The organism is Limnohabitans sp. 2KL-3 (assembly GCF_001269405.1).
Classification (GTDB): domain Bacteria; phylum Pseudomonadota; class Gammaproteobacteria; order Burkholderiales; family Burkholderiaceae_C; genus Limnohabitans_A.
Window position 1 is genome coordinate 32,305 of record NZ_CXON01000025.1, and the last position, 19,310, is coordinate 51,614.

The 19,310-nt window shown below is 56.3% G+C and carries 16 protein-coding genes; 6 read left to right on the forward strand and 10 right to left on the reverse strand.

Annotation, left to right across the window (positions count from 1 at the left end; all coding sequences use genetic code 11):
• The 4 genes from kynU (at window position 1) to AMM41_RS19665 (ending at window position 5,969) form a co-directional block, all read left to right on the forward strand.
• Window positions 1-1,287 (forward strand): kynureninase, encoded by a 1,287-nt coding sequence (gene kynU / locus AMM41_RS19650; protein ID WP_194944889.1) that lies wholly within the window; start codon window positions 1-3, stop codon window positions 1,285-1,287.
• Between the two features lie 10 nt (window positions 1,288-1,297).
• A complete protein-coding gene (gene kynA / locus AMM41_RS19655) occupies window positions 1,298-2,209 on the forward strand; it encodes a tryptophan 2,3-dioxygenase (protein WP_089963366.1) in 912 nt (303 codons plus the stop codon).
• Window positions 2,210-3,237: 1,028 nt separating this feature from the next.
• Window positions 3,238-3,705 (forward strand): (2Fe-2S)-binding protein, encoded by a 468-nt coding sequence (locus tag AMM41_RS19660; RefSeq protein WP_089963368.1) that lies wholly within the window; start codon window positions 3,238-3,240, stop codon window positions 3,703-3,705.
• Window positions 3,702-5,969 carry a xanthine dehydrogenase family protein molybdopterin-binding subunit gene (locus AMM41_RS19665; RefSeq protein WP_089963371.1) on the forward strand — a complete coding sequence of 756 codons (2,268 nt, stop codon included), beginning with the start codon at window positions 3,702-3,704 and terminating at the stop codon, window positions 5,967-5,969. The genes AMM41_RS19660 and AMM41_RS19665 overlap by 4 nt, the downstream gene beginning before the upstream one ends.
• Window positions 5,970-6,040: 71 nt before the next feature.
• Here the strand turns inward: AMM41_RS19665 and AMM41_RS19670 are convergent, their stop codons facing one another.
• The 8 genes from AMM41_RS19670 to AMM41_RS22320 form a co-directional block, all read right to left on the reverse strand.
• Entirely contained in the window at window positions 6,041-8,080 is a 2,040-nt protein-coding gene (locus tag AMM41_RS19670; RefSeq protein WP_089963373.1) for an acyltransferase family protein, read from the reverse strand.
• Between the two features lie 585 nt (window positions 8,081-8,665).
• Complete coding sequence (locus AMM41_RS19675; RefSeq protein WP_194944890.1) at window positions 8,666-10,075, reverse strand: mannose-1-phosphate guanylyltransferase/mannose-6-phosphate isomerase; 1,410 nt, start codon at window positions 10,073-10,075, stop codon at window positions 8,666-8,668.
• A 604-nt stretch (window positions 10,076-10,679) separates the two neighbouring features.
• Entirely contained in the window at window positions 10,680-11,432 is a 753-nt protein-coding gene (locus AMM41_RS19680) for a YdcF family protein (RefSeq protein ID WP_228769371.1), read from the reverse strand.
• A gap of 734 nt (window positions 11,433-12,166) precedes the next feature.
• The gene (locus tag AMM41_RS19685; protein ID WP_089963375.1) at window positions 12,167-12,670 is read right to left on the reverse strand and encodes a GNAT family N-acetyltransferase; all 504 of its coding nucleotides are present in this window, start codon (window positions 12,668-12,670) and stop codon (window positions 12,167-12,169) included.
• Window positions 12,667-12,945, reverse strand: coding sequence for a type II toxin-antitoxin system TacA family antitoxin (locus tag AMM41_RS19690; protein ID WP_089963377.1), 279 nt, complete (start codon window positions 12,943-12,945; stop codon window positions 12,667-12,669). The genes AMM41_RS19685 and AMM41_RS19690 overlap by 4 nt, the downstream gene beginning before the upstream one ends.
• 217 nt (window positions 12,946-13,162) lie before the next feature.
• Entirely contained in the window at window positions 13,163-13,498 is a 336-nt protein-coding gene (locus AMM41_RS19695; RefSeq protein ID WP_089963380.1) for a helix-turn-helix domain-containing protein, read from the reverse strand.
• On the reverse strand, window positions 13,495-13,857 hold the full coding sequence (locus tag AMM41_RS19700) for a type II toxin-antitoxin system RelE/ParE family toxin (RefSeq protein WP_089963382.1): 363 nt from the start codon (window positions 13,855-13,857) through the stop codon (window positions 13,495-13,497). The genes AMM41_RS19695 and AMM41_RS19700 overlap by 4 nt, the downstream gene beginning before the upstream one ends.
• A 584-nt stretch (window positions 13,858-14,441) precedes the next feature.
• Complete coding sequence (locus tag AMM41_RS22320) at window positions 14,442-14,675, reverse strand: hypothetical protein (protein WP_228769375.1); 234 nt, start codon at window positions 14,673-14,675, stop codon at window positions 14,442-14,444.
• Between AMM41_RS22320 and AMM41_RS19705 the strand changes: the two genes are divergently transcribed.
• Entirely contained in the window at window positions 14,604-15,857 is a 1,254-nt protein-coding gene (locus AMM41_RS19705) for an IS4 family transposase (RefSeq protein ID WP_228769374.1), read from the forward strand. The genes AMM41_RS22320 and AMM41_RS19705 overlap by 72 nt on opposite strands.
• A gap of 44 nt (window positions 15,858-15,901) precedes the next feature.
• Here AMM41_RS19705 and AMM41_RS19710 read toward each other — a convergent pair whose 3' ends face one another.
• Window positions 15,902-16,432, reverse strand: coding sequence for an asparagine synthase-related protein (locus AMM41_RS19710; RefSeq protein WP_255350452.1), 531 nt, complete (start codon window positions 16,430-16,432; stop codon window positions 15,902-15,904).
• A 373-nt stretch (window positions 16,433-16,805) separates the two neighbouring features.
• Here AMM41_RS19710 and AMM41_RS19715 point away from each other — a divergent pair, with 373 nt between their 5' ends.
• Window positions 16,806-18,035 carry an IS4 family transposase gene (locus AMM41_RS19715; RefSeq protein WP_228769373.1) on the forward strand — a complete coding sequence of 410 codons (1,230 nt, stop codon included), beginning with the start codon at window positions 16,806-16,808 and terminating at the stop codon, window positions 18,033-18,035.
• Here AMM41_RS19715 and istB read toward each other — a convergent pair.
• Entirely contained in the window at window positions 17,981-18,745 is a 765-nt protein-coding gene (istB, locus tag AMM41_RS19720; protein ID WP_089963387.1) for an IS21-like element helper ATPase IstB, read from the reverse strand. The genes AMM41_RS19715 and istB overlap by 55 nt on opposite strands.
• Window positions 18,746-19,310 lie beyond the last annotated feature (565 nt).

Here is a 19,310-nt window from a genome sequence, read left to right on the forward strand (position 1 = left end):
ATGATGAACCTCACCCCCACCTTGCAAGACTGCGAACTGCTGGACGCGCAAGACCCGCTGCGCAGCCTGCGTGATCAATTTGACCTGCCCGCTGGCGTGATTTACCTGGACGGCAACTCGCTGGGCGTACTGCCCAAAACCGTCCCTGCCCGCGTGGCCCATGCTGTCACGCACGAATGGGGCACCGACCTGATCAAAAGCTGGAACACCGCAGGCTGGTTCACCCTGCCCCAGCGCGTGGGCGACAAGATTGCCCGCGTCATCGGTGCCCAGCCGGGCGAAGTGATCGCGGCGGACAGCACCTCGATCAACCTGTTCAAAGTATTGGCCGCAGCGCTGCACATCGCCAAGGCCGACCACCCGCACAAAACCAAAATCGTCAGCGAACGCAGCAACTTCCCGACTGACCTTTACATCGCAGAGGCCTTGTGCAAAGAACGCGGCTACACCCTGCAACTGGTCGAAGCCGATGAGATCGCAGCTGCCTTGCAAGCCGATGTGGCGGTGCTCATGCTCACCCATGTGAACTACCGCACCGGGGCCATGCACAACATGCAGGCCGTCACCGCCCAGGCTCATGCGCAGGGCATTCTCACCGTGTGGGACCTGGCGCACAGCGCAGGCGCCGTGCCCGTTGACCTGAACGGCTCGGGGGCCGACTTTGCGGTCGGCTGCGGCTACAAATACCTCAATGGCGGCCCCGGCGCTCCGGCTTTTGTGTGGGTGCACCCGCAGCACACCGACCGCTTTTGGCAACCCCTGGCCGGCTGGTGGGGCCACGCCGCACCCTTTGCCTTCACGCCGGATTACCAACCTGCTCAAGGCATCACCCGCTACCAGTGCGGCACCCAACCCATCTTGAGCCTCACGGCACTCGACTGCGGCCTGGACGCTTTTTTGGCCGCCGAGTCATTGGGCGGCATGGCAGCGCTGCGCCAAAAGTCGCTGGCGCTCACGGGCCTGTTCATGCAACTGGTGCGCACGCGCCTGCACGGCCACGGCTTTGGCATCGCCACACCGACTGAGGAAGCCCTGCGCGGCTCGCAAGTGAGCCTGACACGCGCCGAAGGCGCTTACGCCATCGTTCAAGCCCTGATCGCACGCGGCGTGATTGGCGATTTCAGGGCGGGCGATGGCGGCCAGCACCCGGACATCTTGCGCTTTGGTTTCACACCGCTTTATGTGGGTTATGCCGACGTGTGGCAGGCCGCAGAACACCTGTGCCAGGTCATGCAAACTGGCGAGTGGCAAGACGCTCGCTTTGCGCAAAAGAACGCAGTGACATGAAAGACCTGTCATGAGTTCATGCCCTTTCTCTTCAGCCTCCGCCTCCACCACAACCTCCATCGCTGCCAGCTCCGAAGCAGGCGATGCCACAGGCGAGCGCATCGTGCACGATGAAAAAGCCCAGCTCGACTTTGACGGCCGCATGAGTTACGGCGACTACCTGCAGCTCGACGCCATCCTGAACGCCCAAAACCCGCTCTCGCCCGACCACAACGAGATGCTGTTCATCGTGCAGCACCAAACCAGCGAGCTGTGGATGAAGCTGATGCTGCACGAGCTGCAGGCCGCCATGGCGGGCATCGCGCAAGACCAGTTGCCCGATGCCTTCAAGAAACTGGCTCGCGTCAGCCGCATCATGGAGCAACTGGTGCACGCTTGGGACGTGCTGGCCACCATGACGCCGCCCGAGTACAGCGCCATCCGCCCCTACTTGGCGCAGTCGAGCGGTTTTCAAAGCTGGCAATACCGCTGCATCGAGTTTGCGATGGGCAACAAAAACGCGGCCATGCTGCAGCCCCACGCGCATCGCCCTGATCTGTCGGCCATCGTGCAGGCCGCTTACGAAGCACCCTCGCTGTACGACGAATGCCTGCGCCTGCTGCAACGCCGAGGTCTGGAGGTGCCGGTCACCCACACCGAGCGCGACTGGCGACAGCCCTACCCTGCCAGCGAGGCGGTCGAAAACGCCTGGCTCGTGGTCTACCGCAACCCGCAGCAGCACTGGGATCTGTACCAACTGGGCGAAGAGCTGACCGATCTGGAAGACGCCTTCCGCCTCTGGCGCTTTCGGCATGTGACCACGGTGGAGCGCGTGATCGGCTTCAAGCGCGGCACGGGCGGCACCGGTGGCGTGAGCTATTTGCGCAAGATGCTCGACACGGTGCTCTTCCCGGAAATCTGGACGCTGCGCACACAACTGTGAGCACTTGGCGCGATCACCCTTCGGGTGCCCTTGGCCAACAAGCAATTTGTGGGAGTTCCGCCCTCGGGGCGATGGCTTGTGGTCTGCAAGGCTTATCGCGACGAGGGCGTCGCTCCCACAGGGGACATTGCCCTGCAATTTGTGGGAGCCCCGCCCTCGGGGCGATGGGCTGTGGTCTGCAAGGCTTATCGCGACGAGGGCGTCGCTCCTACAAGGGACATTGCCCTGCATTTTGTAGGAGCTCCGCCCCCGGGGCGATGGGCTGTGGTCTGCGAGGCTTATCGCGACGAGGGCGTCGCTCCTACAAGGGACATTGCCCTGCATTTTGTAGGAGCCCCGCCCCCGGGGCGATGGCTTGTGGTCTGCAAGGCTTATCGCGACGAGGGCGTCGCGCCTACAGGGATCATTGCCCCGCATTTTGTGGGAGCTCCGCCCCCGGGGCGATGGGCTGTGGTCTGCGAGGCTTATCGCGACGAGGGCGTCGCTCCTACAAGGGACATTTCCCTGCATTTTGTAGGAGCCCCGCCCTCGGGGCGATGGCTTGTGGTCTGCAAGGCTTATCGCGACGAGGGCATCGCTCCCACAGGGGACATTTCCCTGCAATTTGTAGGAGCCCCGCCCCCGGGGCGATGGGCTGTGGTCTGCAAGGCTTATCGCGACGAGGGCGTCGCGCCTACAGGGACATGCTCTGCATTTTGTGGGAGCCCTGCCCTCGGAGCGATGGGTCGTGGTCTGCGAGGCTTATCGCGACGAGGGCGTCGCTCCTACAGGGGACATTGCCCTGCATTTTGTAGGAGCCCCGCCCTCGGGGCGATGTGCTGTGGTCTGCTAGGCTTATCGCGACGAGGGCGTCGCTCCTACAGAGGACAGACCACAGGGGGCAGCCCACAGGGTACAGCCTACAGGTCAGAGCCCGCAGGGAAAAGGAAAGCCTACAGACAAAAGCCAACAGGGGCAAATACGTCCATGACGGGGCCACATGCGCTGGGCCGTTAACATCTCGCACCAGCAACACTCAGGGAGACCCCGTGCAACTGAACATCAACGGCCAAAGCCGCACCGCCACCGCTGACCCCAGCACGCCCCTGCTGTGGGTGCTGCGCGATGAACTTCAGCTTACGGGCACCAAATTCGGCTGCGGCATCGCCGCTTGTGGGGCCTGCACCGTGCATGTGGACGGCCAGCCTGTGCGCTCTTGCGTGACGCCCACGTCTGCGGTGGCGAACCAGCAAATCAAAACCATCGAATCCTTGGGCACGGCAGAAAAGCCCCACCCCCTGCAATCCGCATGGATCGCCGAGCAAGTGCCGCAATGCGGTTACTGCCAAAGCGGCATGCTGATGGCCGCGGCCGCCTTGCTGGACAAAAACCCCCAGCCCAGCGATGCCGACATCGACGCCGCCATGACCAACCTGTGCCGCTGTGGCACTTACCAGCGTGTGCGGGCCGCGATTCACAGTGCCGCCGCTGCCATGAAGAAAGGCGGTGCCGCATGAAACGCCGCACCTGGATTTTGAGCGCCCTGGGCGCAACTGGCGCGCTGGTGGTGGGCTGGGGCGCGATGCCCGCCCGCTCACGCTTGGGTTCGCCCGAATTGATGCTGCCCACACAAGGCGATGTGGCCCTGAACGGCTGGATCAAAATCGCCGCCGATGGCGCAGTGGTGCTGGCCATGCCGCGCAGCGAAATGGGCCAAGGCGTGCACACCGCGCTGGCCATGCTGGTGGCCGAAGAGCTGGACGTGCCCCTCGCCCGCGTGCGTCTGGCACAAGCCGGTGCCGACAGCATTTACGGCAACGTGGCCATGCTGGTGGCCAGCCTCCCCTTTCACCCGCTGGACAGCGAAGGCGAGCACAAACCCACCAAGATCAAACTGGCCGAGTGGATGGTCGGCAAGATCGCCCGCGAGCTGGGGATCAACGCCACAGGCGGATCGTCTTCGGTCGCCGACCTGTGGGAGCCACTGCGCATGGCCGCCGCCACTGCACGCGCCAGCCTGGTACAAGCCGCTGCCACCGCGTGGAAAGTACCCGTCAGCGAGATCACCGTGCGCGATGGCGTGATGCAACACGCCTCGGGCCAAAAGGCGCACTACGGCCAAATGGGTGCAGCCGCTGCGGGCAGCACTCCGGCAAACATCGCCCCCAAAGCCCGTCAAGACTGGAAGCTGATCGGCCAAAGCGCCGCACGCAGCGACATCCCCGCCAAAGTCACGGGCCAGGCGCAATTCGGCATGGACGTGCGCTTGCCCGGCATGCTGTTTGCAGCCGTGCGCATGAGCCCGATTTTGGGCGGCTCGGCAGCGTCGATCGACCGAAAAACGGCGTTAACGCTGCCCGGTGTCGAGCAAGTGGTGCAATTCAACGCCTGGGGCGGGGGAACGGCCGGTCTGGCCGTGGTGGCCAAAAACACTTGGCAGGCCCGGCAAGGCGCTCAAGCCCTGCAGGTGCAGTGGCAGCCCCCTGGCACTGGCGCGGCAGACACCGTCCGCATTCAGGCTGAGCTGCTCAAAGTGCTGAACACCGAAAGCGGCTTCACCTTCCACGAGCAAGGCCTGCCGCTCAAAGCCGAGCAAACGGCGGCCAGCCGAATCGACGCGCTGTACCAAGCGCCCTACTTGGCCCACGCCACCATGGAGCCGATGAACTGCACCGCACAGGTCAAAGACGGCAAAGTCGAAGTTTGGGTGCCCACACAGGTGCCGCAAATGGCGCGTGCCATGGCCGCCAAAGTGGCGGGCGTCAAAGAAGACGACGTCACCGTGCATGTGACGCTGCTGGGCGGCGGTTTTGGCCGCAGGCTCGAAGTCGACTTTGTCGGCCAGGCCGTGCAAGTGGCCATGGCCTGCAAGGGTGCGCCGGTGCAGTTGGTCTGGTCGCGCGAAGAAGACATGACACACGACTTTTACCGCCCGATGCACCTGGCCAAGTTCCAGGCGTCCATCGACGCGCAAGGCGAGGTCAGCAGCTTGCGCATCAAGTCGGCGGGCGACGCCATCACCCCGCGCTGGATGGCACGGGCTGCGCCGCACCTGTCGGGCCCCATCGACATGCCGGACAAAACCACATCCGAAGGCCTGTTTGACCTGCCCTACGGCTTTTTGAACCAACACATGAGCCATGTGGCCACGAAGTCGGGCGTGCCTGTGGGCTTCTGGCGCTCGGTGGGCCATTCGCACAACGCTTTTTTCTCGGAAAGCTTCATTGACGAACTGGCGATAGCCACCAAGCAAGACCCACTGGCCTTCCGCCTGAAGCTGTTGAAAGACGCCCCGCGTTACGCGGCCGTGCTCCAGCTGGCTGGAAAACAATCAGGCTGGGGCAAGCCTTTGCCCGCAGGCCGCGCACAAGGTATCGCGCTGCACAAATCCTTTGGCTCTATCGTGGCGCAAGTGGCCGAGGTCTCGGTCGAACAAGGCCAGATCCGCGTGCACCGCGTGGTTTGTGCCATCGACTGCGGCACCGTGGTCAACCCTGACACCGTGGCCCAGCAAATGCAAAGCAGCGTGGTCTATGCCTTGAGCGCTGCGTTGTATGGGCAAATCGACATCGTGGGCGGCGTGGTGCAGCAAAGCAATTTTCCGAGCTACCCCATGGTCACGCTCAGCCAGGCCCCGGTTGTGGAAACCCACATCGTGCCCAGCACCCGCCACCCGGCCGGCGTGGGCGAACCGGCCGTGCCGCCGCTGGCCCCGGCCGTGGGCAATGCGCTGTTTGCTTTGACGGGTCAACGGCAAAGAGCTTTGCCGCTGAAGGTGTAGATCACGACGGGGCAAAGCCCAGTCCAGTGCCAAACCAAAACTCAGGCACATTGATCTGCAAATGCCGATGTTTACATCGGCATTTGCCTACCCACTCCGGCATTTGCCAACACATCACCGAGCAATCCCTCAAGTTCAATTGCCCCCCATTCATTCAAATGATCTAAATCTTGATAATAGGAACGTTCGCTTGTGCCTAATACACAACGGGCTTGACGGCAATAAGCAACATCAGGATTGACGAAGATCAGGCTACTTCGTTTTGGAATCGAATCGAAAAATTCTCGATTAAATATTTGCAATTTCAAATGATCTGATTGCGATACTGAATAATTCAAAACCGCCTCTCCCAACTTCTTGTTGTCAGGCTCGTTAAACATCATGATCTTTGAATATATCTTCCTTGGTTCTGTTTTTTGCTGCGGAACTTGAAGCAAAACAATGACCTGCGCACCCAACGCTTCATATGCTTCAACGGTTTTAAGAAATTCCTTTTTAAAAACCGAACGGGATTTTTCACGTCCCATTTCATCTTCATCATTTGCATTCAAAAAATAACCATTCATTCCTTTTTCATAATCACCTTGGGTGTAGTAACTCCATCGAGCCACCAAAACCACTGTTTTAATTTTATTGTTTTTTACATATTCAAATTGACTTTTTGAAACTTTGCTACAAACACCACGATCCCAATTTCCTTTAAGAACATCAACATTGATCAAGGGAATGCAACCACCCAATCCATGATGAATGTACCCAAACTTCAGATCATGCGCCAATTTATCAAAAACAGGTTGAATTGCCGTTGAATGGCTGTCCCCAAAAACCACCATCTCTGGTTTTTGATTATTTTTTGAACCAAATTCACAAAAAGGCACTTCCCCTTTTTGATGCCCTAGACCGTCATCACAGCTTTTTCGATAATTTTGCAATTTGAATTGGGCTTCAAATTCTGCAGAATAACTAAATCTATTCTTAAAACCTTTATTAACAATTCCAATAAAACCTAATACTATAAAAAACAAACTAAATAATGACACAATCAGGAATAATTTCTTCCTTGAAATCCAATTTTTTTGCCTGAATGGATTTTCTACATAACGCCAACTCAAATACGCCAACCCAAGAGATAAAATACTCAGCATTATGAATACATGTGTCTCTGGAGTCACAATGCTTTGATGCCTTGCAAATGCAAAAATAGGTTGATGCCATAAATATGCACTGTAACTAACCAGACCAATACTCACAAATATTTTTAGACTTAATATTTTACCCAATACCGTATCTGATTTTGCATATAAAATAATCAAAATAGCACCCAACGTAGGCACCAGGGCGTATACACCCGGAAAAGGTGTCTCCTTGCTAAAATTAAAGATCGAAAACAATACCAAAGCCAACCCCAACATGCTGGCCATCTCAGAAAATAAACGACCACTTTTTTTGTGCTGATCCGACAATATATAAAAAGCTGCCAATCCACCCAACAACAACTCCCAACTGCGGGCAACCAATAAATAAAATGCAGCGGCAGGTTGTGCCAGCGAAGCCCATTGCGCATATACAAGCGAAGCAGAACCCAGCAAACCCATCATCACCAACAACCAACGCTTACCCCAACGCCAAAGCAGCATGAAAAACAAAGGGAAAAATAAATAAAATTGCTCTTCAACAGCCAAACTCCATGTATGTAAAAGCGGCTTCATTTCAGCCGCTCTTTCAAAATACCCACTTTCACTCCAAAATAAAAAATTCGATATATACAACGGTACAGCCAACAAGCTGTCTGAAAAATCTTTTAAATCATGAGGAAGAAGTAGCACCCATGAAAAAGGCAGACACACAAACATCACTAAAAACAAAGCTGGCAAAATTCTTCGTGCACGTCTTTCATAAAAATCAATGAGTGAAAATCTTTCTTTTTCCAGATCGGAGATGATCACTCCTGTGATCAGATAACCACTGATCACAAAAAAAACATCTACACCCACAAAACCACCACTGAAAGCCTCCAAGCCTGCATGAAACAGGATCACCGGCAAAACAGCAAGCGCCCTTAAGCCATCGATTTCTCGTCTATAGGTCATTTTTGATGGAAGCATGCTCATCCCAAGTCAAGCTTTTGTGGCCATGCACAGAGCTTTTGCAGGAACAAGGGTTTTTGGCCATGCTTTTGATGTTGCTGATTCTCGACCAAGCTTGGCACTTGAAGTGCAAAACTTTAAAAGGGGAAACAGTTGATTAAATTAATGGGGATCTGACCCCAATTAATTCTACAGGGAGATGCCCCTCATTTTGTAGGAGCCTCGCCCTCGGGGCGATTCTTGGTGGTCTGCGAGGCTTATCGCGACGAGGGCGTCGCTCCTACAGGGGAATATCCTGCATTTTGTAGGAGCCCCGCCCTCGGGGCGATTCTTTGTGGTCTGCGAGACTTTTCGCGACGAGGGCGTCGCTCCTACAGGGGAATATCCTGCATTTTGTAGGAGCCCCGCCCTCGGGGCGATTCTTGGTGGTTTGCGAGGCTTATCGCGACGGGGGCGTCGCTCCTACAAGGGGAATATCCTGCATTTTGAAGGAGCCCTGCCCCCGGGGCGATTCTTCGTGGTCTGTGAGGCTTTTCGCGACGAGGGCGTCGCTCCTACAAGGGGAATATCCTGCATTTTGTAGGAGCCCCGCCCCCGGGGCGATGAGGGTCAAGACCGGCCGTAGCGGTCTTCGAAGCGGACGATGTCGTCTTCGCCGAGGTAGCTGCCCACTTGCACTTCAATCAGTTCCAAGGCGATCTTGCCGGGGTTTTCCAAGGCATGCACCGAGCCCAAGGGCAAGTAAATGGACTGGTTTTCGGTCAACAAATGCTCTTGACCATCCAGCGTCACGCGGGCTGTGCCCGACACCACAATCCAATGCTCGGCGCGGTGGTGGTGCATTTGCACCGACAACTTGGCTCCCGGCAACACCGTGATGCGCTTGACCTGATAACGCCCGCCGGCATCCACCGAATCGTATTTGCCCCAAGGACGGTACACCTCTCGGTGAATTTGATGCTCGGTGCGCTGATTCGCCTTGATCTGCGCCACGATCTGTTTGACTTCGTTCACGCGCTCGCGGGGGGCCACCAACACCGCGTCTTTGGTCTGTACCACCACATGGTCTTGCAAACCCACCGTGGCCACCAATGCGTTCTCCGCAAAAATCAGGTTGTTGTGGCTGTCGTGTGACAGCACATCGCCGCGGTGCACATTGCCCTGTGCGTCGTGCGGCAGCACCTCCCACAAAGCTGCAAACGCCCCCACATCGCTCCAGCCTGCATCCATGGGCACGACCACCGCAGCATCGGTTTTTTCCATGACGGCGTAATCAATCGACTCGTCCGCACACGCCTTGAACGCCTCGGCGTCGACCCGCACAAAATCCATGTCGGCCTGGGGTGCCAGCATCGCCTTCTGGCACGCGGCCAAAATGTCTGGCCGATGCGCCTGAAGCTCGGCCAGGTATTGGCTGGCGCGGAACAAAAACATGCCGCTGTTCCAGTCATAGTCACCGCTGGCCACGTAACCCTCGGCCACAGATGCATTGGGTTTTTCGACAAACGCAGCCACCTTGAACGCGCCCTCGCCCACCGCCGCCCCGCGCTTGATATAGCCATAACCCGTCTCGGCTCGGTGCGCCACAATGCCAAAGGTCACCAAAGCGCCTGCCTCGGCCAAGGGCAAAGCGGTTTGCACAGCCGCCTGAAATGCAGGCGTGTCCTGAATCATGTGGTCGGCCGCCAACACCAACATCAAAGGGTCTGCCCCCGCCGCCGTGGCCTGCAAAGCGGCCAAAGCCACCGCAGGCGCTGTGTTGCGTCCGGCAGGTTCCAAAACAATGTTGCCCTGCAATGCCCCAATCTGACGCAACTGCTCGGCCACCAAAAAGCGGTGGTTCTCATTGCAAATGACCATCGGATGCGCCACAGGCAAACCCTGCAAACGGCTGACCGTGGCCTGCAACATCGACTGTTTTTCGCCCAAAGCCAAAAACTGCTTGGGAAAAAGTTCGCGCGACAAAGGCCACAAACGGGTGCCGGAACCACCGGCCATGATGACGGGTAAAAGTTTCATAGTCTTCAAGGATAAAGGCCAAAGACGGCCATCGGAAAAAAACATTCGGCTGATGACTCACAAACAAGGCCAGAAAGCCGTATTTTGTAGGACTACCGCTCACCTCGGGTCAAGGCGGCGTAGAAGGCAGCCTTATGTTTGTGAAAGATTGTTGAAGTATTTGTAATATTTAATTCATGTTTACTTCAATGAAAGCTACTTAGGAATAAATATCTATTGATTTGAATTTACAAATTTTTAAATTGTTCGTTCATTTGTGAATTTTGATCAAGTTTGCGGCTCACACCAGACGTTTGACTTTGATCAGGCAGCTGGATGAGCAAGTGCGCCTTTGTCTCCAAAAACCAAGAAGCCCAGCAAGCACCAAAGCTTGGCCTGGCTGGGCCCAACCATGATTGGCCATCAAAGCTTGAGACGATGGCGCAGGGTTAGCATGCTAGTTAGCGATGGCATCTTTACAAGAGCCAAAACACACATGAAATATAAATTTTTATCAATATTTACAATTTAACAATTGTAAATTTACATTCTGAGCTCTGCTAAAAAATTAGGATCTGACCCCGTTTTTTAATTGGGGTCAGATCCCAATTTTCCAAACGATGGTCTAGGGTCTTATGGCCCAAAAAGCGACGATCTCTTTGAACGCGCGGGCGCTGCCGTCCAGGCTGTTGGCGTCTGGCAACCAAGGCAGGCGGCCGTTGCTGTTGCCGACCTCGTGATCGGTGGCCACAGCGTGCACTTCAAGGCCTTGCTGCTCAAACAACTGCACGGCTCGGCGCATGTGCAAGGCCGACGTGACCAACAAAACCTTTTGAATGCCGCGCTCGCGCAACAGCTTGGCCGACATCTCAGCGTTTTGTCGTGTGTTGCGGCTGAATTCTTCGGTGAGCAAAGCCGAAGCGGGCACACCCAAATCAAGCATGAACTGCCGCATGCCCAAAGCTTCGGGCTGGGAGGATTTGGACAGATCACTGCCCCCGCTCAGCAACACCACAGGAGCCTTACCCAATGCGAAAAGCCGCGAGGCATGCCACACGCGGTCAGCAGCTTGACCCAAATTGGGCCAGGGTCGCAACGCGTCAGGCGGCTCCATGGTGCCACCCAGCACCACCACGGCCTGCGCTGCAGGAACAGCGGCCAATGGCAGCGGAGGGTACGAGGCCTCAAGCTGACCGCGAATCCAGTGACTGGCCAACGGTGTAGACCAGCACCACAACCACACAAACGCCAAGACAGCCAGCACCTGCGCTGAACGCTTTCGCCCTCTCAGGCTCAAAACCACAGCCAACGCCCAAGCCAACAAAGCCGTGCCCAGCGGGGCGATCAATAAAGTGACGAATGAGTTGAGCAGCAGCACGGGCAAATCGGTTCAGTGGTGGTTCGTAGCGTGCACAGATTTTCTCAGCGAAGGCGTTGCACTCCAATGAAAGAGGCTCTGCTTTATTAATACTTGATCAATATTGTGTAAAACTTGATATGTATTTAAAAAACTATGAATTGCTAATTACATTTTTGCTTGCTTTCAGTCTGCTCCCCCTGAGCCTCCTCAAGCCCTCTGTCAATTTTCGGGTTGACCCCAAGTGAGATTCCTGTAGAAGCCCCGCCCCCGGGGCAATGGGTGGTGGTCTGCAAGGCTTCATCGCGACGAGGGCTTCGCTCCTACAAAATGTGGGAGCCCCGCCCTCGGGGCGATGGGTGATGGTCTGCGAGGCAGTTCGCGACGAGGGCGTCGCTCCTACAAAATGTAGGAGCCCCGCCCCCGGGGCGATGGGCGGTGGTCTGCTAGGCTTCATCGCGACGAGGGCGTCGCTCCTACAAAATGTAGGAGCCCCGCCCCCGGGGCGATGGGCGGTGGTCTGCAAGGCTTCATCGCGACGAGGGCGTCGCTCCTACAAAGCCAAACAAGCCAAACAATTAATCGGGATCTGACCCCAATTTATCCACACCTGCGGGTTTAGGGTGCAGTGGCGACTGGTTTCGAACCAACCCTCAAAGCCCCAGGGTAATGCTGAGGGTCAATGATGAAAGGTGTTGGCTATCTGCCCAGAAGGGAAGCGAAAATTACGGAATTCATGTTCGTCAATGACGGTATCAGGTCAGCAAATTCTTGAGATCTTTCAACATCAGGAACAGGTGGTATGGATCGGTCGGACTGGGCTCAAACTCCCACGTTTCATACCACCTCAGCGCCATATCGTCCTTGGCATGTACAAGCAAACAGCGAATTCCAGCTATATCGGCGGCCTGGGCGGTGCGAAGCAGTGCGTCCTTGAGCAAGGCCTGACCCAGACTTTTGCGCTGATGCGCCTTGTCTACGGCAAGCCGAGCCAGAATCATGACTGGCACTGGGTGACGCGCCAGACCCTTCATGACTCTTGATGGCGTTGCCTCTGGATCGACACTGCCGACTACGAGACTATAAAAGCCGACCACCACGTCCCCCTGGCAGCAAACGTAGGTCTGCGCACTGTTGGCTTTCTGGTTGACGAGCGCGTAACGCTGAAGGAACTGATTCAGCGCTGCCTGACCGCAATCGAAAGCATCCACCTGATCCGTTGCAGCAAGCTTGCGAACAGGTGTGTAGCCATTGCTCAACCCAGCACCCCAGGTTCACGCAGCAATCTCTTCAAGCGTGTCTTGTTTTGCACCGGCCGATCCAGCGCTTCCTGAAACGCCTGCCACTGCGTTTCGTCGAGCACAAACTGGCGACGATCCGCCAGAGTCTGCTCGGCCGCCGTCACGCCCGCGTCGAGCAAGAACTCGCTGACATTCTTGTGGCTGGCACGTGCGGCATCCTGCAACAGCTGCTTAATCAGCGTGCTGGCACGCACATCGATGCGCTCGGTTTTTGAGAAATTGGCAGTGGTCATCACTTGACCTCCAGGTTAGTCATGCAGTGATTGTATGTGTCCGGACATCGTCAGTACAAGTTTTTTCATTGCCCAGGCTCTCCGTCTGTCACGATCGTTGTCCTGCCTGTTGACCCATCCAACTCCACAAAAAAACAAGGAGCCCGAAGGCTCCCTGAACATTAAAAACAATTGAAATCTGACCCCCATTAATTTAAGCGCTGCGCGCCGCGCACCCTTATGCAGCAGCCAACATGAGATGACCAATTTCCGCACTGGCAGGGCGTATCGTGATTTCAATGTCGAAACCAAGGCGCGTTAGACAGTCCATCAACTTGCGCTCAGACAGATTGGTGAAGTCTCCACGCATCATGTCAGAAACTTTAGGCTGAGTGATGCCCATCCGCTTAGCCGCTTCTTGCTGAGTCAGTCCACGGCTTTTCATCGCTTTCCTAATTTCGATCACCAAGCCAGTTTTGATTTTGAGTTTTTCGGCATCCGCTAGACCCAGGTCAGCAAAAACATTGCCTGAACCGCTGTGCACTTCAATGCCTTCAACAATTAGGGTTTTCATTTCCTCAACTCCTTTACATACGCTTCGGCAATTTTCAGCCTAGCGTGAATGATGTCCATATCCTCCTTCGGCGTGGCGATACCGCGCTTGCTTTTCTTCTGGAAGCAGTGAAGGACAAACACTACCTCGGCAAACTTAACTGTGTACACGGCTCGGTAGGTGCCGCCAACATCGTCCTCCACCACTTCAAGCACACCTGCACCACCAAAGCCCTTCAGCACTTTTGCGGCATCATGTTTGTCGCCCGACTGTGCCAGCGACAGAGCAAAGCCGAATAGACGCCGAACGTTGACAGGTAAGGCCATCAAGTCTTTGTGGCTGCTACCAATCCATTTAAGCGATTTTTCGTTTGCGAACATGGCTGAAATATACATGAAATGGTATGGCATGCCAATGCGTTAGTCCCCCCTCTGTCACGATAGATGTTCGGCCTCTAGACAAAACAAATCCAAGAAACAAACAAGGAGCCCTTGGGCTCCCCTGAACATCAAAAACAATTGGGATCTGACGCCAATTGACTGCATTTTGTAGGAGCCCCGCCCCCGGGGCGATGGCTGGTGGTCTGCGAGGATTCTCCCTGTAGGAGCCCCTCCCCCGGGGCGATGGGTCGTGGTCTGCGAGGATTCTCCCTGTAGGAGCCCCGCCCCCGGGGCGATGGGTCGTGGTCTGCGAGGATTCTCCCTGTAGGAGCCCCGCCCCCGGGGCGATGGGTGGTGGTCTGCGAGGCTTGCATCGCGACGAGGGCGTCGCTCCTACAAAATGTAGGAGCCCCGCCCCCGGGGCGATGGGTGGTGGTCTGCAAGGCTTGCATCGCGACGAGGGCGTCGCTCCAACAGAAACGACGCGCATTTAATTGGGATCTGACCCCCATGGCACTACCTTAAGCGCTACGTAAAGAAAACAGGTGGACTGGCTGTACTGCCTGACGCTAAGCTGAAGTTGTTCAAAGACAGCAACCCGCTTCAGTAGTAAGCCAGCCCACGTGCATAGTAACAAGTTCACCAGCCTCAAACACCACATGCTGCAATTGCGCCAGCAATTTGCCCAAACCGGACAATGCGGTCTTGAGCATGCATTCACCGCCCAAGAAATCGATCAAATATTCCTGGAGGAAGTTGGCCACCATCGACATCGCATCTATCCGCCCATGGTTACCTTGCGACTGTTCATCGACCAAACACTTTCCTCAGATCAGGCCTGCCAAAAAGCTGTCAGCCAAGCCCTTGTTGCCCGAGCGGCGGCTGGGCAAACGCAGTGCAGCTTGAACACTGGCCCTTATTGCAAGGCCCGCAAAAGGCTCGCCTTGGGCCTGCCCCAGCGCTTGTGCACACTCTTGGGTGAACAACTCGAGCGCAGTGCGGCACCACTTTGGGGCTGGCGTGGTCGCTCGGTCAAACTGTTTGATGCCACTACCGTCTCGATGCCAGACACTCTTGAAAATCAGGGCTCTTGGCCACAAAGTAGCCGCCAAAAACCGGGCCTGGGATTTCCGCAGGCCCGCATCGGTGCCCTCATCAGCCTGTCCAGCGGCGCTGTCATCAATTACGCAGAAGGCCCCATGAGCGGTAAATCAAGTGGCGAACAGGCCCTTTTGCGCCAAATCTCTGGGAGCTTGAGCGAGAAAGACCTTTTGTTGGCCGATGCCTTGCACAGCACTTGGTGGGCGGTGCAGATGTTGGCCCAGCGGGGCGTGGATTTGGTCATGCCCAATGACGGCAGGCGTCAAGTTGATTTCAAACAAGGGCGTATCCACAGCAAATTTGACCACGTCGTGTGGTGGCCCAAACCCAAATGCGCGGCCTGGATCGACCAAGCGCAATACGAGCAAATGCCAGCAGGACTGTGGGTGCGTGAGGTCAGCGTGAATGGAAAGATCATCGTGACCACGATGCTGGAGCCTAAGCAGGCAAGCCCTCAAGAGCTTGCTGCGCTTTACGCAATGCGCTGGAACATTGAGGTTGATTTCCGAACACTGAAGGTGGCCATGGATATGGATGTTTTACGTTGCAAGTCGCCGGACATGGTGAGAAAAGAAATCGCGATGTTTTTGTTGACCTATAACTTGGTGCGTTGGAGCATGATGCGTGCGGCGCAGTTGGTGAAGGTGGCCCCCAGAGACTTGAGCTTTACGGGTGCCCGGCGCTTGCTATTGGCTTTTGCGTCCCGCATGAGTGCGTGCTTTGTTGATAAGTTAAGTGAGCTGACGGCCACATTGCTGCGCAAGATTTCTGAGTGCGTTTTACCCAAGCGACCAGGACGAATTGAGCCACGCGCCAAAAAGCGAAGACCCAAGCCGCTGCCTTTATTGACGCTCCCACGCGTGCTGGCTCGCGAACAGATTCGGGCACAGTTTGCTTAAGGTAGTGCCATGGGGATCTGACCCCAATTAACTCCCCTGCTCCGTCAGAACGATATGCCGTATTCGCGACGCCAGAGTTCGAACATGACGAGGCCGAAGAGGCGTTCGCCGTTGAAGTGGCCTTTGTCTTGGTCGCGCATCAGCTTGTTGACGGTTTGGGCATCGAAGCTGCATTGCGGGTCGCGCAATACATCGTCAAACAGCGTCCGAAATGGGCCGCCTTTGAGCCATACGTTCATGGGAATCGAAAACCCCTGTTTGCGCTGCAGGTCAAACTCTGGGGGCAAGAGGCGTGAGCACAGGCGCTTGAGCAAGATCTTCTTTTCAGTCGGCGTTGCTTTCAGCCGCGATGGCACTTTGCCAAAGGCAAACTCGATCATGCGGTGATCCAGCAGCGGTGAGCGCACTTCGAGAGAACTCAACATGCTGGCGCGATCCACCTTGACCAAAACGCCTTCCGCCATGAAGTTGGCAAAATCCATCCGGGTCGCACGTTGCAATAGGTTGGCTTGTGAAGGCGTCCTGGCTTTGCGCACCGACTCTGCCACCAATGGCCAATTCGCACGTTTTTGCAATAAACGCGAGCGCGACTGGCCGTCAAAACACGAAGAAATGATGGGCAGGTCTTTGTCCAGATCAACACCTAAACCCTGCGCCCAGTTTCTGCCCTTAAACCCGCGGGCAAGAACATTTCTGTCGACCGTGCCACGTCCCCTCTGTCACGCAAGTTGTCCTGTCTAGTGACAAGTCAAACCGCACAAAAGCCAAGGAGTCCACAGGCTCCTTGAACAAGCAAAACAATTGTGATCTGACCCACTACTGTCCGGAGATTTTCCAGGCCCCGCCGCTAACCTCTCGATTTGTATAGATTTTTTTGATTTCAAGTCGAAATCTATTTGAGTAGTCCATTGCCTGGCAGCACACTTTGCTTTTTTGCGAGGTGCGCCCATGCACAAAGGCAAGCTTGTTTTCGCGCAGATCAACGAACACCTCCCAAAGCCAATTTTTCGCGATTGCGTCAAGCGCTACGCTGGTCGCTATCCCACGCTCAGCTTCTCGCACTGGGACCAACTCTTGTGCATGATGTTTGCCCAGCTCACAGCGCGAACAAGCCTTCGTGACATTGAGCTTTGCTTGGGCTCTCACTCGCGCAAGCTTTACCACGCAGGGTTTCGCTGCCAGGTTGCTCGCTCCACTTTGGCCGATGCCAACGAGCGACGAGACTGCAGGATCTTTGAAGACTTTGCCATGCATCTCATCGGTGTTGCTCGCAGCCTTTACGGCCAAGATGCTTTTGGGCTGGACCTGGATCAGAGTGTGTATGCCATCGACTCCACCACCATCGATTTGTGCCTGAGCTTGTTTGACTGGGCCCCTGCAACCAAGGGCCGTGCGGGTGTCAAAGTGCACACGCTGCTCGACCTTCGCGGCAACATTCCAGCCTTCATTCAAATCACAGGTTCGCGCGTGCACGATGCAACCTTTTTAGACCATCTTCGCCTGGAGGCTGGCAGTTTTTACATCATGGACAGAGGCTACGTTCACATGGCACGACTCGTGCGCTTTTGTCATGCGGGTGCCTTCTTTGTCGTGCGCTCCAAGTACCCATTGAAATACCGCGTCGTTAACTCCGTACCGACTCCGCCTGCAACCCCGAGCCTTGTGATCCTCACAGATGAGTCCATCGAGCTGACCGGGCAACAAACGCATAAAACCTATACATGGCCATTGCGCAGAATCGAGTTCTACCTTGTCGAGCAAGCCCGCCACATCACGCTTTTGACCAACCATTTTGATTTGCCAGCGAGCCACGTTGCCGAGCTTTATAAAAGCCGCTGGCAGGTCGAATTGTTCTTCAAGTGGATCAAACAAAACTTGCGTATCAAGGCATTTGTAGGCACCAGCGCCAACGCCGTCAAAACCCAAATTTGGTGCGCTGTATGCACCTACGTGGTGGTGGCCATTGTCAAAAAAAGACTCGCGTTGGAGGGGTCAATGCACGCCATCTTGCAGGTCCTCAGCTTGTCCTTGTTCGAGGTCAAGCCGCTGGCCGAACCCCTGATGGCCAGTCCAAATTCCCCCACCCGTGGCCACCCCAAATTCCCCCAGGCAGCGCTGCCAGATTATGACGTTTCAGGCTGGACGGCCAAGCGAGCAGCCGCCTCCTTGAGCCTGTAGCTCTTGCCCTCAAACTCCAACATCACGCAGCGGTGCATCAGCCTGTCCAAAATCGTGCTGGCCATCGTGGCATCCCCCAGATACTTGCCCCAGTCCTGCACTACCCGGTTCGATGTCACCACCAGGGTGCGGCGCAGCTTGTAGCGCTGGTGCACGATGGCCTGCAATGCCTCTGCTGCCTCCGCCGTGATCCGCCTGGCCAGAAACAAATCGTCCACGATCAGCAAATCCGGCTTGACCCACTCCCGCAGCAAATTCGCCCTGTCCTGGCTGCCCGCCAGCGCATACCGCGCAAACTCGGTGTCCGCCTCCAAATACCGCACGTCATAGCCTTGCAGCGTGGCCTGGTACGCCAGCGCCTTGGCCACATGGCTCTTGCCTGTACCCGGTTTGCCCACAATCAGTGCATTGGCCCCTTGGGTGATGAACTTCAAGGTGTGCAACTCAAAGCACGCGGCTCGGGGTATCTTGGGGTTAAAGCGCCAGTCCAAATCCGCCAATGAGACCTTCTCATCGAGTCCCGAGCGCTTGTAGCGGCGCTCCATCAGGACGGAGCTGCGCCGCTCCAACTCGTCTTGCAGCAAGGCGGCAAAGGTCTCCAGAAACGGCTCCTGGCTGGCCTGGGCCTGCATCGCCCGGGTGGAAAGGGTTTGCTGCATGCCCGACAGGCGCAACTGACGCAAAGCGTTGTCGATCTCGGTCATGTTCATGCCTGGCCTCCTGCTTTCTCATCCATGGCCTTGGCCACCACCGCGCTGGCAACCAAGGCTGCGTGGGTGAACAAATCTGCATACTCGTCGGCCTGGCGGATCAGCTCGTGCTGCTGAACCAAAGTGCCCTCAAGGGCCGTGGTGTCGGCGTGCACTGAGCTGGCCATGTTGGATTCCTCGTCCATGGCCGCCATGGCATCGGCAAACAAACGCTCGGCCAAGGCCTTGACTTGTTTGTAGCTGTAGACCCCTTGCGCCAAGGCTTGGGCACAGGCGCCGTCAATGCAGACAGCCGGGTAGCGTTTGGTCAATCCCACGATGCCCCAAAGCTTTCTTTGGCCCACCCGACCTTCAGCAGCAAACATCAGCTCACACAGGCGGCTGGCGTGCTCGCCAATTTCTTTGGCCTGGCCAAGGATCAACCGCGTCTCGCGTGATGGGTTGAACACCCGCTCATCCGCAGSCAGCACCACCGMGCCTGGCCGCTCGGCTTTGGCATGTGTGCGCAGCAAAGCGCCTTGCACATCCCGGATCTAGATCGGAAGAGCGTCGTGGAGGGAAAGAG

Coding starts and splice junctions, on each gene's coding strand:
- kynU (WP_194944889.1), top strand. CDS start 1: ATGATGAACCTCACCCCCACCTTGCAAGACTGCGAACTGCTGGACGCG.
- kynA (WP_089963366.1), top strand. CDS start 1,298: ATGAGTTCATGCCCTTTCTCTTCAGCCTCCGCCTCCACCACAACCTCC.
- AMM41_RS19665 (WP_089963371.1), top strand. CDS start 3,702: ATGAAACGCCGCACCTGGATTTTGAGCGCCCTGGGCGCAACTGGCGCG.
- AMM41_RS19670 (WP_089963373.1), bottom strand. CDS start 8,080: ATGAGCATGCTTCCATCAAAAATGACCTATAGACGAGAAATCGATGGC.
- AMM41_RS19675 (WP_194944890.1), bottom strand. CDS start 10,075: ATGAAACTTTTACCCGTCATCATGGCCGGTGGTTCCGGCACCCGTTTG.
- AMM41_RS19690 (WP_089963377.1), bottom strand. CDS start 12,945: ATGACCACTGCCAATTTCTCAAAAACCGAGCGCATCGATGTGCGTGCC.
- AMM41_RS19695 (WP_089963380.1), bottom strand. CDS start 13,498: ATGAAAACCCTAATTGTTGAAGGCATTGAAGTGCACAGCGGTTCAGGC.
- AMM41_RS19700 (WP_089963382.1), bottom strand. CDS start 13,857: ATGTTCGCAAACGAAAAATCGCTTAAATGGATTGGTAGCAGCCACAAA.
- AMM41_RS19715 (WP_228769373.1), top strand. CDS start 16,806: ATGCACAAAGGCAAGCTTGTTTTCGCGCAGATCAACGAACACCTCCCA.
- istB (WP_089963387.1), bottom strand. CDS start 18,745: ATGAACATGACCGAGATCGACAACGCTTTGCGTCAGTTGCGCCTGTCG.